The 19,445-nt window shown below is 46.7% G+C and carries 12 protein-coding genes, 1 tRNA gene and 1 other annotated feature; of the genes, 3 read left to right on the forward strand and 10 right to left on the reverse strand.

Features of this window, described 5'->3' with window-relative positions; genetic code table 11:
• Nucleotides 1-259: 259 nt before the first annotated feature.
• Both H70737_RS23850 and H70737_RS23855 read right to left on the reverse strand, forming a co-directional pair.
• The gene (locus tag H70737_RS23850; RefSeq protein WP_231573341.1) at nucleotides 260-2,905 is read right to left on the reverse strand and encodes a beta strand repeat-containing protein; all 2,646 of its coding nucleotides are present in this window, start codon (nucleotides 2,903-2,905) and stop codon (nucleotides 260-262) included.
• 14 nt (nucleotides 2,906-2,919) lie between these two features.
• On the reverse strand, nucleotides 2,920-3,279 hold the full coding sequence (locus H70737_RS23855) for a hypothetical protein (protein WP_042191301.1): 360 nt from the start codon (nucleotides 3,277-3,279) through the stop codon (nucleotides 2,920-2,922).
• 284 nt (nucleotides 3,280-3,563) lie between these two features.
• Nucleotides 3,564-3,780 (forward strand) — a binding site (T-box leader).
• Nucleotides 3,781-3,820: 40 nt separating this feature from the next.
• Between H70737_RS23855 and H70737_RS23860 the strand changes: the two genes are divergently transcribed.
• The gene (locus H70737_RS23860; protein ID WP_042191303.1) at nucleotides 3,821-5,686 is read left to right on the forward strand and encodes an arginine--tRNA ligase; all 1,866 of its coding nucleotides are present in this window, start codon (nucleotides 3,821-3,823) and stop codon (nucleotides 5,684-5,686) included.
• A 54-nt stretch (nucleotides 5,687-5,740) separates the two neighbouring features.
• Here H70737_RS23860 and H70737_RS23865 read toward each other — a convergent pair whose 3' ends face one another.
• Genes H70737_RS23865 through H70737_RS23880 form a run of 4 tightly spaced genes read right to left on the reverse strand, consistent with a single transcriptional unit; the run spans nucleotide 5,741 to nucleotide 13,170 of the window.
• Nucleotides 5,741-9,085 carry a GH36-type glycosyl hydrolase domain-containing protein gene (locus tag H70737_RS23865; RefSeq protein ID WP_042191305.1) on the reverse strand — a complete coding sequence of 1,115 codons (3,345 nt, stop codon included), beginning with the start codon at nucleotides 9,083-9,085 and terminating at the stop codon, nucleotides 5,741-5,743.
• Between the two features lie 47 nt (nucleotides 9,086-9,132).
• The gene (locus H70737_RS23870; RefSeq protein WP_042191307.1) at nucleotides 9,133-11,301 is read right to left on the reverse strand and encodes a glycoside hydrolase family 3 N-terminal domain-containing protein; all 2,169 of its coding nucleotides are present in this window, start codon (nucleotides 11,299-11,301) and stop codon (nucleotides 9,133-9,135) included.
• A gap of 44 nt (nucleotides 11,302-11,345) precedes the next feature.
• Nucleotides 11,346-12,095: an alpha/beta hydrolase gene (locus H70737_RS23875; RefSeq protein WP_042191309.1), complete on the reverse strand. Its 750-nt coding sequence runs from the start codon at nucleotides 12,093-12,095 to the stop codon at nucleotides 11,346-11,348.
• Nucleotides 12,096-12,150: 55 nt separating this feature from the next.
• A complete protein-coding gene (locus H70737_RS23880) occupies nucleotides 12,151-13,170 on the reverse strand; it encodes a LacI family DNA-binding transcriptional regulator (protein WP_042191311.1) in 1,020 nt (339 codons plus the stop codon).
• Nucleotides 13,171-13,572: 402 nt separating this feature from the next.
• On the opposite strand from H70737_RS23880, the gene H70737_RS23885 reads away from it, so the two are divergent.
• A complete protein-coding gene (locus H70737_RS23885; protein ID WP_042191313.1) occupies nucleotides 13,573-14,481 on the forward strand; it encodes a serine hydrolase domain-containing protein in 909 nt (302 codons plus the stop codon).
• 801 nt (nucleotides 14,482-15,282) lie between these two features.
• On the opposite strand, the gene H70737_RS23890 is transcribed toward H70737_RS23885, so the two are convergent.
• Together H70737_RS23890 and H70737_RS23895 are read right to left on the reverse strand one after the other, a co-directional pair.
• A tRNA-Arg gene (locus H70737_RS23890) sits at nucleotides 15,283-15,356 on the reverse strand.
• A gap of 170 nt (nucleotides 15,357-15,526) precedes the next feature.
• Entirely contained in the window at nucleotides 15,527-15,883 is a 357-nt protein-coding gene (locus H70737_RS23895; protein ID WP_042191315.1) for a hypothetical protein, read from the reverse strand.
• 145 nt (nucleotides 15,884-16,028) lie between these two features.
• On the opposite strand from H70737_RS23895, the gene asnB reads away from it, so the two are divergent.
• The gene (gene asnB / locus H70737_RS23900; RefSeq protein ID WP_042191317.1) at nucleotides 16,029-17,873 is read left to right on the forward strand and encodes an asparagine synthase (glutamine-hydrolyzing); all 1,845 of its coding nucleotides are present in this window, start codon (nucleotides 16,029-16,031) and stop codon (nucleotides 17,871-17,873) included.
• Between the two features lie 63 nt (nucleotides 17,874-17,936).
• Here asnB and H70737_RS23905 read toward each other — a convergent pair whose 3' ends face one another.
• The gene (locus H70737_RS23905) at nucleotides 17,937-18,773 is read right to left on the reverse strand and encodes an aldo/keto reductase (RefSeq protein WP_042191319.1); all 837 of its coding nucleotides are present in this window, start codon (nucleotides 18,771-18,773) and stop codon (nucleotides 17,937-17,939) included.
• Between the two features lie 157 nt (nucleotides 18,774-18,930).
• Nucleotides 18,931-19,386, reverse strand: coding sequence for a cupin domain-containing protein (locus H70737_RS23910; protein WP_042191321.1), 456 nt, complete (start codon nucleotides 19,384-19,386; stop codon nucleotides 18,931-18,933).
• Nucleotides 19,387-19,445 lie beyond the last annotated feature (59 nt).

Here is a 19,445-nt window from a genome sequence, read left to right on the forward strand (position 1 = left end):
TTGGAAATTTTCGGCTCTTAATAGTAATATTCTTTTCTCTTTTTAATGTGTGGACATCTATCAAAAGCTACTACTATACATATTGAGTGCTATTGGAAAAATCTATAAATCTATCAATATTCAATAGTTTGTAACTCTTAGGAGCATTATTCCCTTCTGCCCAAAACTTGTCCCGTTAACAAAATAGAGGATAGCTCAGGAAGCCATCCTTACGGCTACTGAGCATCCTCTATTTTCACAATCAAACTCAGAGATAAATTTACGTCAATTCATGAACAGACCAAACTATACCCGAAGTATTGGCACCGCCCAGATTCAAAGGAACCGTCAAGCCATTAGAAACATAGAACAAACCAATAACATCACCTGCTGTTAGTGCAAATTCTCCAACCAGCGTTACAGTCCCACTTCCCAAAATAGCTCTCAAATCTAGAATAAGCGCAACATTCACATCCAACACAGGGAATAATCCACTTACCAGATTTGTTGAAGTAGGAGAAGTTCTCTGAACTACGAAAGCTGGATTAACCCCACTACCAAGACTAATTGAGATTGAGGCAGTTGTGGAATAGTTAATGGTCGCTTCAATAGAATATCTACCCGTTGTCGGAACTGTATAATTACCCGTAACAGGGTTAAAGGAAGGATCAGAATAGAAAGGAGAAGCCACAGACCATCCAGTCAGTTGGGAAGAAGTAGAAACTGACAAAGCTGATAGGAACGCTGAGAATCCCTCAGCTTGAATATTCGGCCCTGTTGCTCCAGTCACTCCAGTTATTCCTGTTACTCCCGTTACACCAGTCGCTCCGGTTGCTCCCGTTGCTCCAGTCACACCTGCCGCTCCGGTTGCTCCAGTCACTCCAGCTGCTCCAGTTGCTCCCGTTGCTCCTGTCACTCCGTCGGCTCCCGTTGCTCCAGTCACACCTGCCGCTCCTGTTGCTCCAGTCACACCTGCCGCTCCTGTTGCTCCAGTTACACCTGCCACTCCTGTTGCTCCTGTTACACCTGCCGCTCCCGTTGCTCCAGTCACACCTGCCGCTCCTGTTGCTCCAGTTACACCTGCCACTCCTGTTGCTCCTGTTACACCTGCCGCTCCCGTTGCCCCAGTCGCTCCAACTGCCCCCGTTGCTCCAGTCACTCCGTCCGCTCCCGTTGCTCCAGTCGCTCCAGTTGCCCCTGTTGCTCCAATCACTCCGTCCGCTCCCGTTGCTCCAGTCGCTCCAGCTGCTCCCGTTGCTCCAGTCGCTCCAGCTGCTCCAGTCGCTCCAGCTGCTCCAGTCGCTCCAGCTGCTCCCGTTGCTCCAGTCACTCCGTCCGCTCCTGTTGCTCCAGTCACACCTGCCGCTCCTGTTGCTCCAGTCACCCCGTCGGCTCCCGTTGCTCCAGTCGCTCCAACTGCTCCCGTTGCTCCGGTCACTCCATCGGCTCCTGTTGCTCCGGTCACACCTGCCGCTCCTGTTGCTCCAGTCACACCTGCCGCTCCTGTTGCTCCAGTTACACCTGCCGCTCCCGTCGCTCCAGTCACCCCGTCGGCTCCTGTTGCACCAGTCGCTCCAGTCACCCCGTCGGCTCCTGTTGCACCAGTCGCTCCAACTGCTCCCGTTGCCCCTGTCACTCCAGCTGCCCCTGTTGCTCCAGTCACTCCGTCGGCTCCCGTTGCTCCAGTTACACCTGCCGCTCCAGTTGCTCCAGTCACTCCAGCTGCTCCCGTTGCCCCAGTCACTCCAGCTGCCCCTGTTGCTCCAGTCACTCCGTCGGCTCCCGTTGCTCCAGTTACACCTGCCGCTCCTGTTGCTCCAGTCACTCCAGCTGCCCCTGTTGCTCCAGTGGCTCCATCCGCTCCCGTTGCTCCAGTTACACCTGCCGCTCCTGTTGCTCCAGTCACTCCAGTTGCCCCAGTCACTCCAGTTACACCTGCCGCTCCTGTTGCTCCAGTCACTCCATCTGCTCCCGTTGCTCCAGTCACTCCGTCCGCTCCTGTTGCTCCGGTCACTCCATCCGCTCCAGTCGCTCCGTCTGCCCCTGTTGCTCCTGTCGCTCCAACTGCTCCCGTTGCTCCAGTCACTCCATCTGCTCCAGTTGCTCCTGTTGCTCCAGTCACTCCATCTGCTCCCGTTGCTCCAGTCACTCCGTCCGCTCCTGTTGCTCCAGTCACTCCATCCGCTCCCGTTGCTCCAGTCACTCCATCCGCTCCCGTTGCTCCAGTCACTCCATCCGCTCCCGTTGCTCCAGCCACTCCATCCGCTCCCGTTGCTCCGGTCACTCCGTCGGCTCCCGTTGCACCAGTCGCTCCGGTCACTCCGTCGGCTCCCGTTGCACCAGTCGCTCCGGTCACTCCGTCGGCTCCCGTTGCACCAGTCGCTCCAGCTGCTCCAGTCGCTCCGTCTGCCCCTGTTGCTCCAGTCGCTCCATCTGCTCCCGTTGCTCCAGCTGCTCCTGTTGCTCCTGTTGCCCCTGTCACTCCATCTGCTCCTGTTGCTCCAGTCACTCCGTCCGCTCCCGTTGCTCCTGTCGCTCCTCCGGCTGCCCCTGTCGCACCAGTTGCCCCTACCGTTGCTCCAAGTAATTCAGCATGGACAAGTCGGTGAGCAGTCACAATTTGACCTACACTATTTTTTCCCCAGACTGAAATTTGAATAGGATCATCTACCAGGCTTAAAGTCGTAAAAATAAATTCAAACGCATCAAAATCTGCATAATAGTCCTTTGTTATAACTTGATCAGGCATAACGTTAACAAGCTCACTAACATATAAAGTTCTTGTCCCATCCATATAATATCCTTGGACGAGAACTGTAGAAGAAACAACATCGCTTCGGTTATCGATTTTGATCGTAACATGTTGAGTAGGTCGTATACCTCCCACCATGGTATTATCTATCGGCCCGGTAGATAAATAACTCAATTTTCAACACTCCTTTAGATTATTGCTGTATGTTTTTCCCACGCTACTATACGATGAGAATCTACCATTTCTCCCGAAGCCTGTTTTCCCCAGACTGAGATCCCTATCTCTGCTTCAACTTCTTCTAATGTTACAAACTCAAATTCAAATGCGTCTAAATCAGCAAAATAGTTCCTAGTTAGAACTTGGTTAGGTGCGAGACTTACCATTTCATTCACATACATCGTTCTTGATCCATTTAGTAAGAAGCCTTGAATGACAAGATTATAAGAATTAAGAGAATCACGATTAACTACTTTTACCGTTACTATTTGCGTCTGTCTGATCCCCAGAATTGGACTATTATCTATAGGTCCAGTTGAAAATAAAACCATCTTTATTCACTCCTCCCTTCCACCAGCAGTTTGAAAGATTAAAAACTACAACACTAGTAACATGGTTCATAACTAATAGCTCTATATAGTAATATTCTGTATTTAAAATTAATGTGTGGACATTTAAGCAAAGGAATTGCCACCCGAAAAAAAAAGACAACCTTCTATTCTTTGAATTTGTAATCTACTAATCGGACAATCTAAAACTCAAGCATCTTCTAGACTTTACTGATTAACACCCTATTGCTTTTTTCGAAATATTCGTTATACTGATAAAAATTATTCAAGCATCGATGAGCGGGAGAGTAGTTAACGTGTTCTAGTCCACAGCGAGCCGGGTAAGTGCAAGCCGGTACAGATCACCTAATGAAGCGCACCCGTGAGATGGACTTCTGAACCTAAGTAGGAAGTCCCGGCTAAAGACCGTTATCCTGTAAGGTGGCTAAACATCTGTTTAGCAACGAGAGTGGTACCGCGAGCGCTAAAGCTCTCGTCTCTTTTGAGACGAGGGCTTTTTTGTGTTTTCAAAGGAGGGTATAAAATGTTAAGTCAAATCATCAAACACAGCATTGAACAAAGTGTAAAAAAAGTATTCCACACCTTAGAAGTTGCCTACCCAAACGATGTTGCAATTCTGATCGAACAGCCAGCTAATCTAGAGCATGGTGATTATTCCTGCAATATTGCTATGCAGCTAGCCAAACTCCTGCGTAAATCCCCTCTCGTCATAGCAGAATTAGTAAAAGCAGAAATTAAATTACAAGAGAGGTACACGGGTCTTTTACAAAAAGTCGAAGTAGCTGCTCCTGGATTTATTAATTTGTATATGAATTGGCAGGTGTGGGCTAAACATTCCTTTAATCTGCCTAACAGCACAAGGGAAAAGGTCATCATAGAGCACACTTCAATCAATCCAAATAAAGCTGCTCATGTAGGTCATCTGAGAAACGCTTGCATCGGTGATGCGCTGGTCAGAATCATGAAAAGAACCGGACATAACGTAGAGGTCCATAACTACGTGGATGATCTGGGCAACCAGCTGGCAGATACAGTCGTTGGTTTATTAAATGTACCTTTAGAAGGGGAACATCAACGCTTCGGTGATTATTGCTGGGATCTATATGCCAAAGTGAACAAAGAATATGCACGGAATCCAGAGATCACTCACAAGCGCACGGATATGCTGCATGCCCTTGAACAGGGTGATGGTAATGAGGCGTGGCTGGGCAACTTAGTCGCTGAACGTATTGTGAGAGAACATGTAGCGGAAATGAAGCGTTTTGGTATTCACTATGACCTGCTGGTGTGGGAGAGCAATATTTTAAAAGAGGGATTCTGGACAGCCGCATCTGAGCGATTGAAGCAAACGGCAGTTTTTGTACAGGAGACTGAGGGCAAGCTTGCGGGCTGCTGGGTGCTAAAGCAAGGGACAGAGGTTAGCAGTGGAGCGGAGTCAGAGGATCATCAGATGGATAAGGTGCTTGTGCGTTCGAATGGGATTTTGACATATACAGCCAAAGACATTGCTTATCATCTCTGGAAATTCGGTCTACTATCCAAAGATTTCACCTACAGTGAATTCTCGTCTGGTTTATGGACCACAGGTTTAACTGGAACCCATGAGCCTTATGGACATGCCGACCGTGTTATTAACGTCATCGATTATAGACAGGAATATCCGCAACAAATGGTTAAGCAGGCTTTAAGAGCACTAGGATATAACGAGCAGGCTGAGAAGCTCCATCATGTAAGTTATGGCGTTGTTTCTCTTAGTCCGGCCTCTGCTGCTGAACTGGGGATAGATACTTCAGAAGGAAAATCTTCTTATGCCATGTCCGGGCGCCAAGGAATCGGCGTTAAGGTGAGCGATTTAGTAAAGCTTATGGAACAGAACATAGAACATTCGCGCTCTGATAAAGAGGGTCTTTCCAGCCATATCATTGCAGTTGCTGCTATTCGTTATTATCTGCTGCGGTTTAACCTGGGAACGGAAATCGTGTTTGATTTCAAACAGGCTACCGAAATATCCGGTAATACCGGGGTTTATCTGATGTACACCTATGCCCGTGCCAGCAGTGTTTTGAGCAAATCTACAATCCCATTCAGCACAGATGCCTCAAAGCTTCAATTTCCACTCGAAATGGAAAAAGCAGAGCTCGCTTTGCTGAGACAGCTTAGCCTCTGGCAGGAGACATTGTATTCTGCCAGCATAGAATTGACGCCGAATATACTCTGCACATACGCGCATACCTTAGCCACACTTTTCAATAACTTCTATTCTATATGTCCGATTTTAAAAGGTGCGGAGGCTACCATCGCGTTCCGCCTCTGGCTCACTTCGAGATTTAAGGACACTTTAGGTGAAGTGCTAGAGGTGCTTGGGTTACCGACACCGAGCCGTATGTAGTACAAAAAGGGCAATCTCCACGCTTATCGCGGAGATTGCCCTTTTTTTATTATCTTACTTATAAATGTCTATCACATTTCCAGCTTCTACGCAGAGACGATCAAAGTCCTCACGTTTGATACGGATACCACCACTACGGTAGCGATTAAGCGTACCTTCGGCTTGAACTTCTGTACCGTTAACAGTAATCCGACTGTTATCAGAGCCCGTAAGGTGATAAATAAAGTCTACCTTAGTGCCTGCATATTCAAAGCTAAAGCGCATTCCGTCCAGCGACTCCGGCAGAATTGGATCGACGATTAAATCTCCGCCTTCCGTACGGATCCCCAGTGCATTAGAGATCAACTGGTTCATGTAGATCCCAGGACCGCTTGAATAGATTCTCCAGCCACCTTTAACCGCTACGTCACCATTACGCAGTTTATCGAAATTCTCCTGTGCCTCGTAACGGGTGTTAAATTTACCATCCGAGCTACTGAAATAAGAGTTAGCCTGACGTAGTTCAGCGTTTGGCACCACGTCGCGGATTCCGATCGGATTGATCGCCGCTAGGCCATTCCAGACCTGATCGGTTTTCCCTAGCTTAGCCATAGCTTCTACATAACGGATGTGTGCATGTACATATTGAAGTCCAATTTCCCGACCAAAGTTAGAAGCTTGCTCCGCACGTTTGAAATGGGTGCTTACGCCGCCAACATATTGAGCTGGACGGTTCATCAAACGAACGCCATCTGGACAGAACAGTTTATCTTGGATTACTTCATAGTGGGCTTCGGCTTGTTCTGGTGTAAGCAGCTCACTGATCATACTGCGCGTCATTGGCAGCAGACGGTATTGGATCCCTGTTTCCGTATCACTTGGATGTACCATAAGCTTCACTTGCTCTGGGTCCTCCATATACAAGAAGCCTGGAATTACCTCAGATTGAAGCATATGTGTGTTGAAATCCTCACGGATTCCCTCCACCATCGCTTTCAGCTCTTCCGAACCTGCTGGATCAACTTTATGAAGCACTTCTGAGAACTGATTCAATGTCTGATAGGTAAGCGCCACTGTCCAGCTGCTAACCATGTACTGCTTCAGCTGTGGATTAGCCGGTTGGAGTGTATCATCCCAGTCTCCATCACCGTAAGAAGACAAATGCGTGTCATGCAGGAAGTGATTCTTAATATAAGCAACTTCCTTCCGTGCATGATCCAGCAGCGTCGCTTTTTCCTCTGTAAAATCAAAGCTATGCTTACGAGTATAAGGCACAGTCGCTTGCAAAATACTGTAATCTTGCGTTACCGCCAAATAGTCTCCAAGCACTTTGAGTGGCCATACAATAATATCTCCATGGCTCTCCTCTTGCTGAATCTTCGTATATTTATCAAACATGAACCACTGTGGCCAGTTACCATCATCTTCATATTGATGAGCATACAGGGTCAGCAATATTTCACGAACCTGATCGTATTTTTGCGTAGCCATGAAGTATTCCACTGGTCCCTGACACACGTCACGGGTTCCCCAAGCAGCGCCGCCGTATTGTTCCAATCCGTGAGGGACTGAATAATGGACGAGCATATTATGTGTATACCACCAAGCTAGAGCATTTACCTTAAACAACTCACCTTCTGACCCATCACCTAACGTCAAGCGGAAGCCATTCATAACCCCGCTGTAGAACTCGCGGTATGCGGAAATCTCCTCTTCAGCTGTACGGCTGCTCGATTGAATCTCCTTACCATCCAGAAGACCTTGAATGTTCAATGTCCATTCACTGCTCTCCGACAGTTCCAGAATAGCTAGTGGCGCATCTGACTGGTCAGCATGAGAGACGAGCCTACCTTCATTTTGAAGAGTGAAATCCGCTCCCTGTACCTGGAATTTATATTGCAGATCAGGATATTCTCCTGCACTTAGTGCACTTCTATCAGCCGAGAAGGTTACGGTTCCCTCTTCTTGTTTGAATTGATATGGAAGCTCGTATTCGTTAACGTTCATAGTGATTTGATTAGTGACTAGATAGCGATAAGCTTTTCCACTTTCCGTACGCACATTCAGGAATATCTCCGGAGAATCTGCAGTAGTGTAGTTCGTAATAATGAAGCATTCGCCATCTGTTCTGTAATACCAACGGGCATAGTTGAAACCAACTTCGAACAATGAAGGCATGGTCAAGAGGCGATATTCGCCATTCCACTGTACATAGATTCTTTGTCCCGAGGCCTTTGGAATATTAAGTGCATTTCTGGCATTGGTCATGAGCTTGTTGAAATTGGTATTGCCAATAACGATTTGTGAGTTAAATATTCCGTACATATAGGAAGTCGTAGTGATTACCTTATCGTTAAGTCGGGCATTATCCCCACTCATTAGAATATGACCATGAGGACGCTCTACCTTAAGTTCCTTCTCTTTCAATACAACATGCTCATAATTTTCCGTGAAGAAAGACAGAAGCTGGTCTCCCTCTTTTTCCTCTTGATAGCGAACCGGGAACAAGGCTTCGATCTCTTCGCTCGTCAGAGAATTTGCAGCTAGTGGTGCTCCCAGCTCTTTCGTCAAGAAAGAACGCTCGAGCGGTGCTTCAGCTTCTAAAGGCAACTCTTTTACCGTTTCCCAAGCCGCAGCAACATCCTTCGTGAATTCTAACGAGGTAATCGCTTCTGGATGATCTTGCTTGAACAATCCATAAAATACAAACCGGGCTTCCCCACTCAGCTTCACCCGCTCCGATTGCAGCGCAGTATAAGCGAATTCATATTGATAGATTTCATTACTTAATTGCTCACGGCTCAGGCTTTCTGGTTGATTGGTCTCTTTATAAGACAATCCAAAGAATTGGAAACCATCTGTTGAGAAGCTTGCTGCCTTAGTGATTGCACCCTGTTGTAGGTATGGAAATTTGCCACCTTGCGGTTGATTCTGTCTGGAACATACTACATATCCCTTTGACTGATCCTCGAATACGGCGTGGTCAATATACTGTGACAGATAGGCTTCATTACTGCGAACAGCACCGATATCGGCAATACCCACATCTTGTCCGTACACGAGATCCACATCTGCATCTTGCCCTTTAAGCTTCACGTCCCAGAACCAAGCGCCTTGAGCCGTCGGAGTAAAAATAACCTGATACTCGATATTTTCCGCAGTACCTTCCCAAACCAAGCGGTTCCCAGCCTTACGTACAGTGCTTGAGGAATGAATGCCCAGCAAAGGAACAGCTTGAATGCTTCCATTACTATGAATGCGTAAATATAGGTTGGATAAGGAGCCATCCACGATATTAGGCAGCAATTGATTGATCATTGTCCGTTCATGGAGAACTTGGAACAAGTCCCCACTGTTTGTAAAAGTGAATGATAAGTCTCCAGCGTTTAAATGGATGTTAGAATTCATATTAGTAGTCATATTCTTGCACTCCTCTATTACGACAGCCTGTGTCGTATATATTCTACTTAAGCTAATGTTAAGCGAAAATCGCGTTCTTTAACCTCTTGGCTATTTGGACCCACAAACAATTTGAATTGTCCCGGATCACTGCTAAAGCTTAAGTCGCTATGATAGTAACGAAGCTGTTCTTCTGTAAGCGTAAAGCTCACTTCCTGGCTTTCTCCCGGGGAGAGGCTGATCTTGGCAAAATCTTTCAGTTCCTTCATTGGTCTGACAACTTCTCCTGAAATGTCTCGGATATAGAGCTGCACTACCTCTTCACCTTGTACATTACCCGTATTAGTCACCGTAACAGTTACTTTAATAGGCTGATCCTTCGTCATTATTTCACCGGAAAGGATCGGTTCACTGTAGCCAAATGTCGTATAGCTAAGACCAAAGCCAAATGGCAGGAACGGCTCATTAGGAATGTCCAGATATTGTGAGACATAACGCTTGTCCGCACCCGGTGCATGTAGAGGACGTCCAGTGTTGAAATGATTGTAATAGACCGGAATTTGCCCAACAGATACAGGGAAAGACATCGTTAATCTTCCTGACGGATTCTCGTCACCATACAGTAGACTGGTAATCGCCGCGCCGCCCTCGCTTCCTGGGAACCAGGCTTCCAGAATAGCATCCGCGTTCTCGATCACACCACTAAGATCCAGCGGGCGTCCGTTAAACAACACCACCACAACAGGCTTACCCAGCGTCTTCATACGTTGCAAAAGCTCACGCTGCGCTTCCGGCAAGCGGATATCTGAACGACTTCCAGCTTCTCCACTCATATCTGAATGTTCTCCAAGCGCCAGCACAATCACATCGGCTTCCAGCGCTGCCGCTTTCGCCTCCAGCCATTGCTCTTCTGTAAAGCTCTCAATCCCGGAGCCTTCTGCAACGGTAACCTTACCTGCAGCTGCACGAGCTTCAAAAGCTGGAGCAAGACGGCTAGCTTCTTCTGTTGAACCCAACCAGGACCATGGTCCAAGAATATCTCCGTTATTAGCAAACGGTCCGATTAGCGCAATCCGCTGCTCTGTCGCAAGCGGCAGAACCTGATCATTCTTCAGTAGAACGCAGGATTTAACCGCTAATTCTCTCGCTGCTGTCCGGTGAGCATCACAGAAAATTACCTCGCGCTCTTTCTCTATATCTGCCCCACGTAACGGATTCTCAAACAAGCCCAGTCTTTGCTTCAATTTCAAAATACGAAGTACGGCTTCATCAATGATACTTTCATCCACTTGCCCATCTGCTACAAGAGCTGGCAGTTGGTGCACATAACACTCTGTCATCATCTCGATATCCACGCTAGCTTTGATAGCTTTAAGTGCTGCTTCAGCCTCATCCTCGGCGACACCATGTGGGATCAGTTCCTTCACCGCGCCCCAATCCGAGATCAACACGCCGTCAAAGCCCCATTCCTCACGCAGCAGCTGACGAAGCAGCTTAACGTTTCCGCTTATTGGAATCCCGTCAATCGTGTTGAACGAAGTCATAACCATTTCTGCACCCTCATCCAGTGCTGCACGATAGGCTGGCAGATAATATTCCCGTAGCTGACGTTCTGATAAATCGACCGTATTATAATCCCGCCCGCCTTCGGATAGACCATAGGCTGCAAAGTGCTTAACGCATGCCGCCAGACGACTTACATCACCCGTCAAGTCATTTCCCTGAAACCCGCGTACAAATGCACGGGCAAACCTACCATTCAAATAAGGATCTTCGCCGGTAGACTCCATCACTCTTCCCCAACGCGGGTCCCGAACAAGGTCCGCCATAGGTGCAAAAGTAACGTGTACACCAGACACTGCCGCTTCTTTAGCAGCAATCTCAGCGCTTAGCTCCGCCCGTTCCATATCCCAAGAGCAACCAATCGCCAGTGGCACCGGAAAAATCGTCTTAAAGCCATGCACGATATCCGCCATCATCAGCAGTGGAATACCCAATCTATTTTTACGTAAATGAGCTTCTTGGACGGCAATGACTTGCTCTGCGCCCGAAAGTCCAAGTACTGAACCACTGTTCTCAATCATGTGATCCGTAATCCCCATGGATGCCATAGGGCCAGTGATTTGCCCTCCTTCTTCCGCTCCTTCATAGAAATTAGCAGCTAGCTGCTGCAATTGTGCTATTTTCTCTTCAAGCGTCATCTGGTTCAACAGGGACGTCAGTTGCTGGTCTTTCATCTCAAATCCTCCATAATATCTCTTTCTGCAATTGCTCATTGCTCTTAGTTGTACAAGAAATCAAAAGTTGTCTTCAGATGCTCCTCCCAGAATCTCCATTCATGTGTTCCCGGAGTCTCAACATATTGAAATGTATAGGGACTCGCTTGCATATGAGAAGCAAATTCCCGGTTCATCTCCACAAATGGATCTTCCGAGCCACAGCAGGTCAAAATTGAAGGCAGCTTACGTTTATCGTCGACCAATTTAGCCGCTAAAGCATACAGATCTTGATCCGGCTTAACTTGTAAGCGTTTTCCGAAAGTGCCTGCCATCTCCCTCGCCATATCCGAAGACATTTGCGGGTCTTTCAATCTTTTCTGAATATCTGTAACGCCTGATAAGGAAACTACTTTGCTGTAGCGCTCAGGATAGGTAAGTGCACATTTTAACGCCCCATATCCGCCCATCGATAGTCCGGCAACATACGTCTTTTGCGGATCATCATCCAGTCTCATCATTCGGCCACAAAGCTCAGGAAGCTCTTGCGTAACATAGTGGAAGTAATCCAGTCCATACTCCATATCTGTATAATAGCTTCTTCCTACCTGAGGCATTATGACTGTACAGCCATACTTGTTAGCATACTGCTCAATGGTGGTCAGCCTGTACCATGTGCTAGCATTGTCGCCAGCACCATGTAACAGATAGAGCGTTCCTCCGGTGGTATTGCCCGAATCAACGGGGGAGATGATACTGATGGACGTTGTCATTCTTAAGGTAGGAGAACCAGTCTCAACGGTTAGAAGTGCCATATGTCATCTCCTTACGGAAACTTTTTTAAAATATAAGAAATTATGCCGAAGGCGTTTATGCTTGTTTATTAATCTTCTTGCAAGATCCCCGCTTAACCAAAACAGACTCGAATACCACATGTTTGTTCTCCGATTGTCCCGAAATCAGGTCAAACAGAATTTCAACACTGGCTTTCGCCATATCCACCCCAGGTTGGCTAATCGTATCCAGCGATGGGTGATAGTATTCTGCCATCTCTATACCGTCAAATCCGATGATCGAAATATCATTTGGAATCGATAGACCCAAAGACAATAAAGCCTTGGCAGCTCCGATAGCGATGGTATCTGATGCGGCAAATACAGCGGTGATATCTTTTTTCTTATTAAGCAGTCTTTTCGTAGCCGTAAAACCAGAACTTGGACTGTATTCACAATCCTCTACCAAGGAAGCATCATACTCAATCCCATGATCCTCAAGGGCCTTAATATAACCCATAAGACGACGGTTTCCGGTAGTATGCTGAACCAAAGGAAATCTGGCCAAAAAGCAAATGTTCCGGTGTCCGAGTGAAATTAGATAGCTCACAGCTTTATAAGACTCTTGCATATCATCAATGATCACACTAGAGAATACGGCAGGATCAACATCCTTCGTAGTCGTGATGGTAGTCAAAACGAATGGGATCGGCAATTGTTTGAATTTTTCTTCAGAATGGTCATATGTACCACCCATAAAGATTACCCCGTATAAATTCTTTTCCTTCACAAGCTGAAGAGCAGCATTGATCTCATCCACTCCATCTTCAACATGCTGGATCAGAAGCGGGCAGCCGCGCAGATTCACTTGACGCTCTACTTCTTTGATCATGTCTGCAAAAAACGGATTTGCAATCCCCTTAACCATAAGTGCTATCGTATTAGAACGCGTTTTTTTCAGATTGCTTGCATTTCCATTTGGAATGTAATTATGTTCTCTTACAACAGCCATTACTTTAGCTCTGGTTGCATCACTTACGACACCGGAGTTATTAATTACCCTGGAGACCGTGGCGATACCAACGCCTGATAGCCTTGCAATATCCTTGATATTCATAATTCCCCCTGTTTCACCCCTATAATGAGCTCCCCTGCACCTGATGAAATCAGCTTGGTGGAAACGCATGAAATGATGGGAAACGTTTCCCATGACGTCATTTTGACTGTTTTCGGATCTAAATCGCTTAATACGTTCATTATGGACAGATATTTTTTAGAAGTCAACCTATGATTTTTGACTAAAAATGATTCGCATCTCAAATTCGTTTTAAATTTTAATTGTTTTGATGTTAAATAGTAGTCTTTCTGCTTGCATTGACTTTAAAATAAGAATAGAATAGCATCGATTTAGCTATTTAATATCTAGTCAGAGGAAACGTTTCCACATCATTTTCAATCATTTCGACTACCAAACTTCCTAATCCCAGCTTGGAATCTAAGAGAGAGAGGGCTACATTTTATGTTAAACATGACTTTCTTCGAAGCCCAGATCCGCAAACGTGGATTGAATGTGTTCAATGTTCGTGTGCTTCAAAATGGAACGTTAGTGGGAAAAGTGGATCTCGCAGAGGATATTCGGCGCTTGCAGCATTCGGTCAGCAAATCTTTTACATGCATGGCGGTGGGTCTAGCCATCGAAGAAGGAAAACTATCACTAAATACAACACTTAAGGATGTGTTTCCAGATTATGCATTTGCTCATAAAGAGGCCCTTCCTTCCATGCAACCTGGGGAGTTGACCTTGTTCGATTTACTACGTATGAGTACAGGGCATGATTCCCCACCGTTTTGGATTGAAGAAAGATTGGCCTTGAAGGATGTAAATTGGATACAACATTATCTATCGCTACCTTTAGACAGACCCCCGGGGGAACAGTTTACCTACAGCAGCGGGGATACCATTATAATCTCTGCAATGGTTCAGGCCCGTGTCGGACAAACCGTAAAGGATTACCTCATTCCCCGTCTCTTTGCCCCACTAGGCATAGAAAACGTCGATTGGGAAACGGCACCTCAAGGGATCACCCTCGGTTGTGCCGGACTTCAGATCAATACGGAAGAACTAAGCCGATTTGGACAGCTTCTTTTGCAAAAAGGAATGTGGAAGGGACAGCAGCTTATTCCCGCAGCTTGGGTTGATTTTGTTACACAAAAGCAGATCGAAAATAACGGAGCTGGTGATTGGGGCCAAGGGTACGGCTGTCAATTCTGGCTGTGCACGCACGATGCATATCGTGCCGATGGTGCTCACGGTCAATTCTGCATTATTGCACCGGATGCACAAGTGGTAATCGCTATTAACAGTATGGAAGATAATATGCAAGCTATTCTAGACACTGTCTGGGAGGAGATCTGGCCGCTTCTTTAGCGGTGGGGGCATATGCAAGACAGCCTTCTCACGGGAAGGCTCAAGGTGCCGAGAAAGTAGTGAAAGCTACTTTCTCGGCACCTTCTTTTAGTATAATTAGGCCAACCCAAATTATAGGGTTGGCCTTTTTTGAGAGTAATTAGGGAAAAGCTCCCTGTATTTAGCCGATAATTGCTTGAAATGAATGAAAAGAGGGAAATCCTCCCTAAAAATCGGGGGAATATCTATATTCGCCAACGAATTAGTTAAATTACAGGGAGGATTTCCCTAATTATTAGTCTATTGAGCAGAAAGCTCTGAATTATAGGGAGATTTTCCCTAATTATCTATCAGAGCTTCAGTTTACTTACTTTGGCGAGGATGCTCTGCACGCAAAAACAGCCCTCCGGAAGGAAGGCTGTTACTTGCCACGAGCGGGATGCAGCCCTTTCGGGCTGACTGCGAAGCTGATCCTAACGATGCTTATGGCTCCGACGAACCAGGGCTTCTCTTTCCCTGCACGCAAAAACAGCCCTCCCGAAGGAAGGCTGTTACTTGCCCCGAGCGGGATACAGCCCTTTCGGGCTGACTGCGAAGCTGATCCTATCGATGCTTATGCTCCGACGAACCACCCGGGCTTCTCTTTCCCTGCACGCAAAAACAGCCCTCCCGAAGGAAGGCTGTTACTTGCCCCGAGCGGGATGCAGCCCTTTCGGGCTGACTGCGAAGCTGATCCTATCGATGCTTATGCTCCGACGACCACCCGGGCTTCTCTTTCTCTGCACGCAAAAACAGCCCTCCCGAAGGAAGACTGTTACTTGACGTCCCGGAAGGGATTCGAACCCCTGACCGTGCGCTTAGAAGGCGCATGCTCTATCCAGCTGAGCTACCGGGACACATAAGAATTAATGATATGTATTGACGCAACGATATTTATTATACCTTATTCAGCAGAATTTTCAAGATCAAACATTTTGGAAAATAAGTAATCTTAATCCTAATTTGATAATAATGAGGGTATCCTAGCTATTTTCATAGCTTACGGATACCCTCATTTCTACTCATATTACTCCAGATTCCGAAAACGCTCCCCCAGCTGCTTTTTCAAATCACCATAAGTCATTAATTCCCGCTGAAACTTAGAACGCTCATCATCAGGTGTCATAATCATACTGCCTGTAAACGCGCTCGAAGTCACATCTTTAAAAGCATCATGCATATTGTTATCAAACCAATCGGTAGAAGTGTCTGCGTCGTTAGTGAGGATACGGACAATCTCATAGCCTTCTTCGCGCTGATCTTCTACGATATACACCAAAAGCGCAGGATCACTAACAGCACCTGGCAATACACCTACTTCTGCACAAGGCGCACCGTCATACTCCATCATTCTGCGAATTTTGGCATCTTTAATATAATACACCTGTCATCCTTCCCTCCTGGCAAATTCCTCTCTCCCCTAGTGTTCGGATAAGGACATACATTTTATGCCTTCCTTCGGCATATATCTGTATTACTTGGCAAAAAAGTAAGGACAACAATCGCACAAAAAGAGAGGATGAACCATCATGTGCGGAATAACCGGATTTATCCAGTGGCGCGGAGATCTCACGCAGCACTCGCAGTTGCTGGTCAAAATGACTGAAACTTTAGCAAACCGCGGACCCGATGCAGCTGGAACTTGGATTTCAGGTCCTTGCGCATTCGGTCACCGCAGACTTAGCGTTATCGATCCAGAGAACGGCGCGCAGCCTATGATCACCCGCCATGACGAACAGGTATACGCGATTGTGTACAACGGCGAATTATATAACGCACCCGAGCTCAAACAAGAACTTAAGCAGCGGGGTCATCAATTCCGTACCCAATGTGACACCGAGGTTCTGCTGCATGCCTATATCGAATGGGGACCGGATTGTGCAGAGAAGCTCAATGGGATCTTTGCCTTTGCAGTGTGGGACGGACTTCGGGATCAGGTCTTTTTTGCACGTGACCGCTTAGGTGTGAAGCCTCTGTTCTATAGTAAAGTGGATGACGTCTTAGTTTTCGGATCAGAGCCTAAGGCGCTGCTGCAGCACCCCAAGGTACAGCCAATAGTCGGGCCCGAAGGGTTAGCGGAAATTTTTATTATCGGTCCAGCCCGTACGCCGGGACACGGTGTTTATAAGGATATGCAGGAACTTCGTCCGGGGCATGCCATGATCTATAGTCGCGAAGGTCTGCGTAGTTACGCTTATTGGAAGCTGGAAAGCGCAAAACATACTGACAATGAAGCAGAGACAGCCGCTAAAGTACGTGAACTGCTGCAGGATACGCTCGAACGCCAACTGGTCTCAGATGTTCCTGTCTGCTCGCTCTTATCAGGAGGGCTGGACTCCAGTGCGCTGACAGCACTTGCAGTGGATTACTACAACCGAAACGGCCAGGGACGAGTGGATACGTATTCTGTCGATTATGTCGACAACGACAAGCACTTCAAGAGCCATACTTTTCAGCCCGGAGCAGATGGTCCATGGATTAAGCGAATGGTCGATGAATTAAATACGAACCATCACTATATCTCATTTGATACGCCAGAGCTTGTAGAAGCACTTGATAATGCGCTGTACACACGCGATTTACCTGGGATGACCGATGTGGACTCTTCTTTGTATTTATTTTGCCGTGAGATCAAAAAGAATGCTACTGTAGCCATTTCCGGCGAAGCTGCCGATGAGATTTTTGGCGGATATCCTTGGTTCCATCGGGAGGAGATGCTCTCCTCGGGTACTTTCCCTTGGTCAGTTGCTCCTAAAATGCGTGCAAGTCTATTATCCCCTGAAGTTAATGAATGGATTCGGCCGCTGGAATATTTGGGTGACAGATATAGTGATGCTGTAGCGGAAGTACCAACATTGGATGGGGAGACAGGTAAACAAGCACAAATGCGCGTAATGTCCTATTTAAACATCACACGCTTCATGCCTACTTTGCTCGACCGTAAGGACCGAATGAGTATGGGCGCCGGACTAGAGGTACGTGTTCCTTATTGTGATCATCGCCTCGTTCAATATGTCTTTAATATTCCTTGGGAAATCAAGAACTTGAACGGTCGTGAAAAAGGGATTTTGCGCAAAGCGCTTGAGGGAATTCTTCCAGATGATGTACTATATCGTAAAAAAAGTCCTTACCCGAAAACCCACAATCCAGCCTATTTAAACGCAGTACGAACACAAGTATTGAACATTCTAGATGACTCTACTTCGCCAATACTTCCTTTAATCGATGCCGCCAAAATCCGTGAGATCGCTGCCTCCCCAGAGTCCTCAACCAATCTGCCTTGGTTCGGTCAGCTCATGTCCGGTCCTCAGCTGTTTGCTTACCTAGCTCAAGTAGATCTCTGGCTGCGTAAATATAACGTCTCCATCCAGTAAGCAACAAGCCAAACAGCAAGTCCCCGTATCGGTGGCTTGCTGTTTGGCTTGTATTCGTAATTTTTAGAAATTAAAATTGTCCGGATCCGGACCGAAACGATGGTCTCTGTTCAAATCTTCGATGGCTTTAACATCCTCATCACTTAACGTGAAGTCAAAGAATCCCGCATTCTCCTTGATTCGATCCGCATGTACTGATTTCGGAATCGTAATGACGCCTTGCTGCAAATCCCAACGAAGTACAATTTGAGCAGGGGTCTTATCATACTTTCCAGCCAGCTCTTTAAGGAGGGGGAGATCTAAGTTCCCTTGCATTAGCGGACTCCAAGCTTCAAGCTGGACTCCTTGCTCATTGGCATACTTCAGCAACTCGCGCTGAGTCAATAGCGGATGGAATTCCACCTGGTTTACCACTGGAACTACGCTAGTGTCCTCGATGATATCCTTCAGATGATGAATCTGAAAATTGCTCACACCGATAGATTTGATGAGACCCTCTTTTTGCAGATGAATCAGAGCTTTCCAAGTCTCCCGATACTTTCCTGCCACCGGCCAATGTATAAGATACAAATCTATATAGTCCAGCCCCAGCTTGCGCCGGCTAACTTCGAACGCTTTCAGCGTTGATTCATAGCCTTGATCAGGGTTGCGCACTTTCGTCGTAATAAACAGTTCATCACGGGCCACTCCACATTCACGAATAGCCTGACCTACACCTTCTTCGTTATTGTAGCCAGCAGCTGTATCAATACTGCGATATCCAAGCTCCACTGCGGTCTTGACCGCGTGAATAACCTCTTCCCCATCTTTAGTCTGATACACGCCAAGGCCTAGCCACGGCATGGTCACTCCATCATTTAAAGTCGGACCTCCCGAGAACGGTGCATTCAATTCACTCATCGCTTAACCCTCCAAGCTTATTGTTATTTCATTAATCTTACTTAACCTAAATTCACGCTTCAGAAGCAAGCGCTACCACAAAAGTATAGCAGACTGCTTCATCATTCCCAAAATCCTCATAAAAAAACGGAGGCATATATAAAGCCCCCGCTCTTCTTTATTTCTCAATCAGTTTGAAATCATCAAAATGGAATTCAGGAGAAACGATACAGGATACCAGTACTGGTTCTGATCCTAACGGACGAGCCGCCTGCCATACGCCTGCTGGAACTACGACCTGCGGCTGTTGACCTGCAGCAATATCGAGACCCAGAATAACTTCCTGCACATCCTCAGGCTTATCTCCATTACCTCCGAGACTAAGCACTATTGGACTACCGGAATGCCAGAACCAAACTTCATCGGACAAAACAGTATGCCAATCAGATTGTTCCCCCTCGTGTAGCAAAAAATAAATCGAAGATGCCGAATGGCGCGATCCGGAATAGCTATCCCCAAGCACTTCCTGCGGAATTTCAAATTCGGAGTTCCAAAGTCTTTTGTACCAACCGCCCTCAACATGGGGTTGTAATCCGAGCAGTTCAACTAACGGTGAGATTTCTTTTTGTGTCACGGTAGCTTCTCTCCTTCAAAGTTTGCATGAGCAACAATAGCTTCGTATGCATAGGGTTG

The sequence above is a fragment of the Paenibacillus sp. FSL H7-0737 genome, from assembly GCF_000758545.1.
Lineage (GTDB): Bacteria > Bacillota > Bacilli > Paenibacillales > Paenibacillaceae > Paenibacillus_AQ.

Bases quoted from the DNA above. Each gene is read 5' to 3' on its own strand.
- asnB (WP_042191317.1), top strand. From the start codon at position 16,029: ATGTGCGGAATAACCGGATTTATCCAGTGGCGCGGAGATCTCACGCAG.
- H70737_RS23885 (WP_042191313.1), top strand. From the start codon at position 13,573: ATGTTAAACATGACTTTCTTCGAAGCCCAGATCCGCAAACGTGGATTG.
- H70737_RS23875 (WP_042191309.1), bottom strand. From the start codon at position 12,095: ATGGCACTTCTAACCGTTGAGACTGGTTCTCCTACCTTAAGAATGACA.
- H70737_RS23905 (WP_042191319.1), bottom strand. From the start codon at position 18,773: ATGAGTGAATTGAATGCACCGTTCTCGGGAGGTCCGACTTTAAATGAT.
- H70737_RS23880 (WP_042191311.1), bottom strand. From the start codon at position 13,170: ATGAATATCAAGGATATTGCAAGGCTATCAGGCGTTGGTATCGCCACG.
- H70737_RS23855 (WP_042191301.1), bottom strand. From the start codon at position 3,279: ATGGTTTTATTTTCAACTGGACCTATAGATAATAGTCCAATTCTGGGG.
- H70737_RS23860 (WP_042191303.1), top strand. From the start codon at position 3,821: ATGTTAAGTCAAATCATCAAACACAGCATTGAACAAAGTGTAAAAAAA.
- H70737_RS23865 (WP_042191305.1), bottom strand. From the start codon at position 9,085: ATGACTACTAATATGAATTCTAACATCCATTTAAACGCTGGAGACTTA.
- H70737_RS23870 (WP_042191307.1), bottom strand. From the start codon at position 11,301: ATGAAAGACCAGCAACTGACGTCCCTGTTGAACCAGATGACGCTTGAA.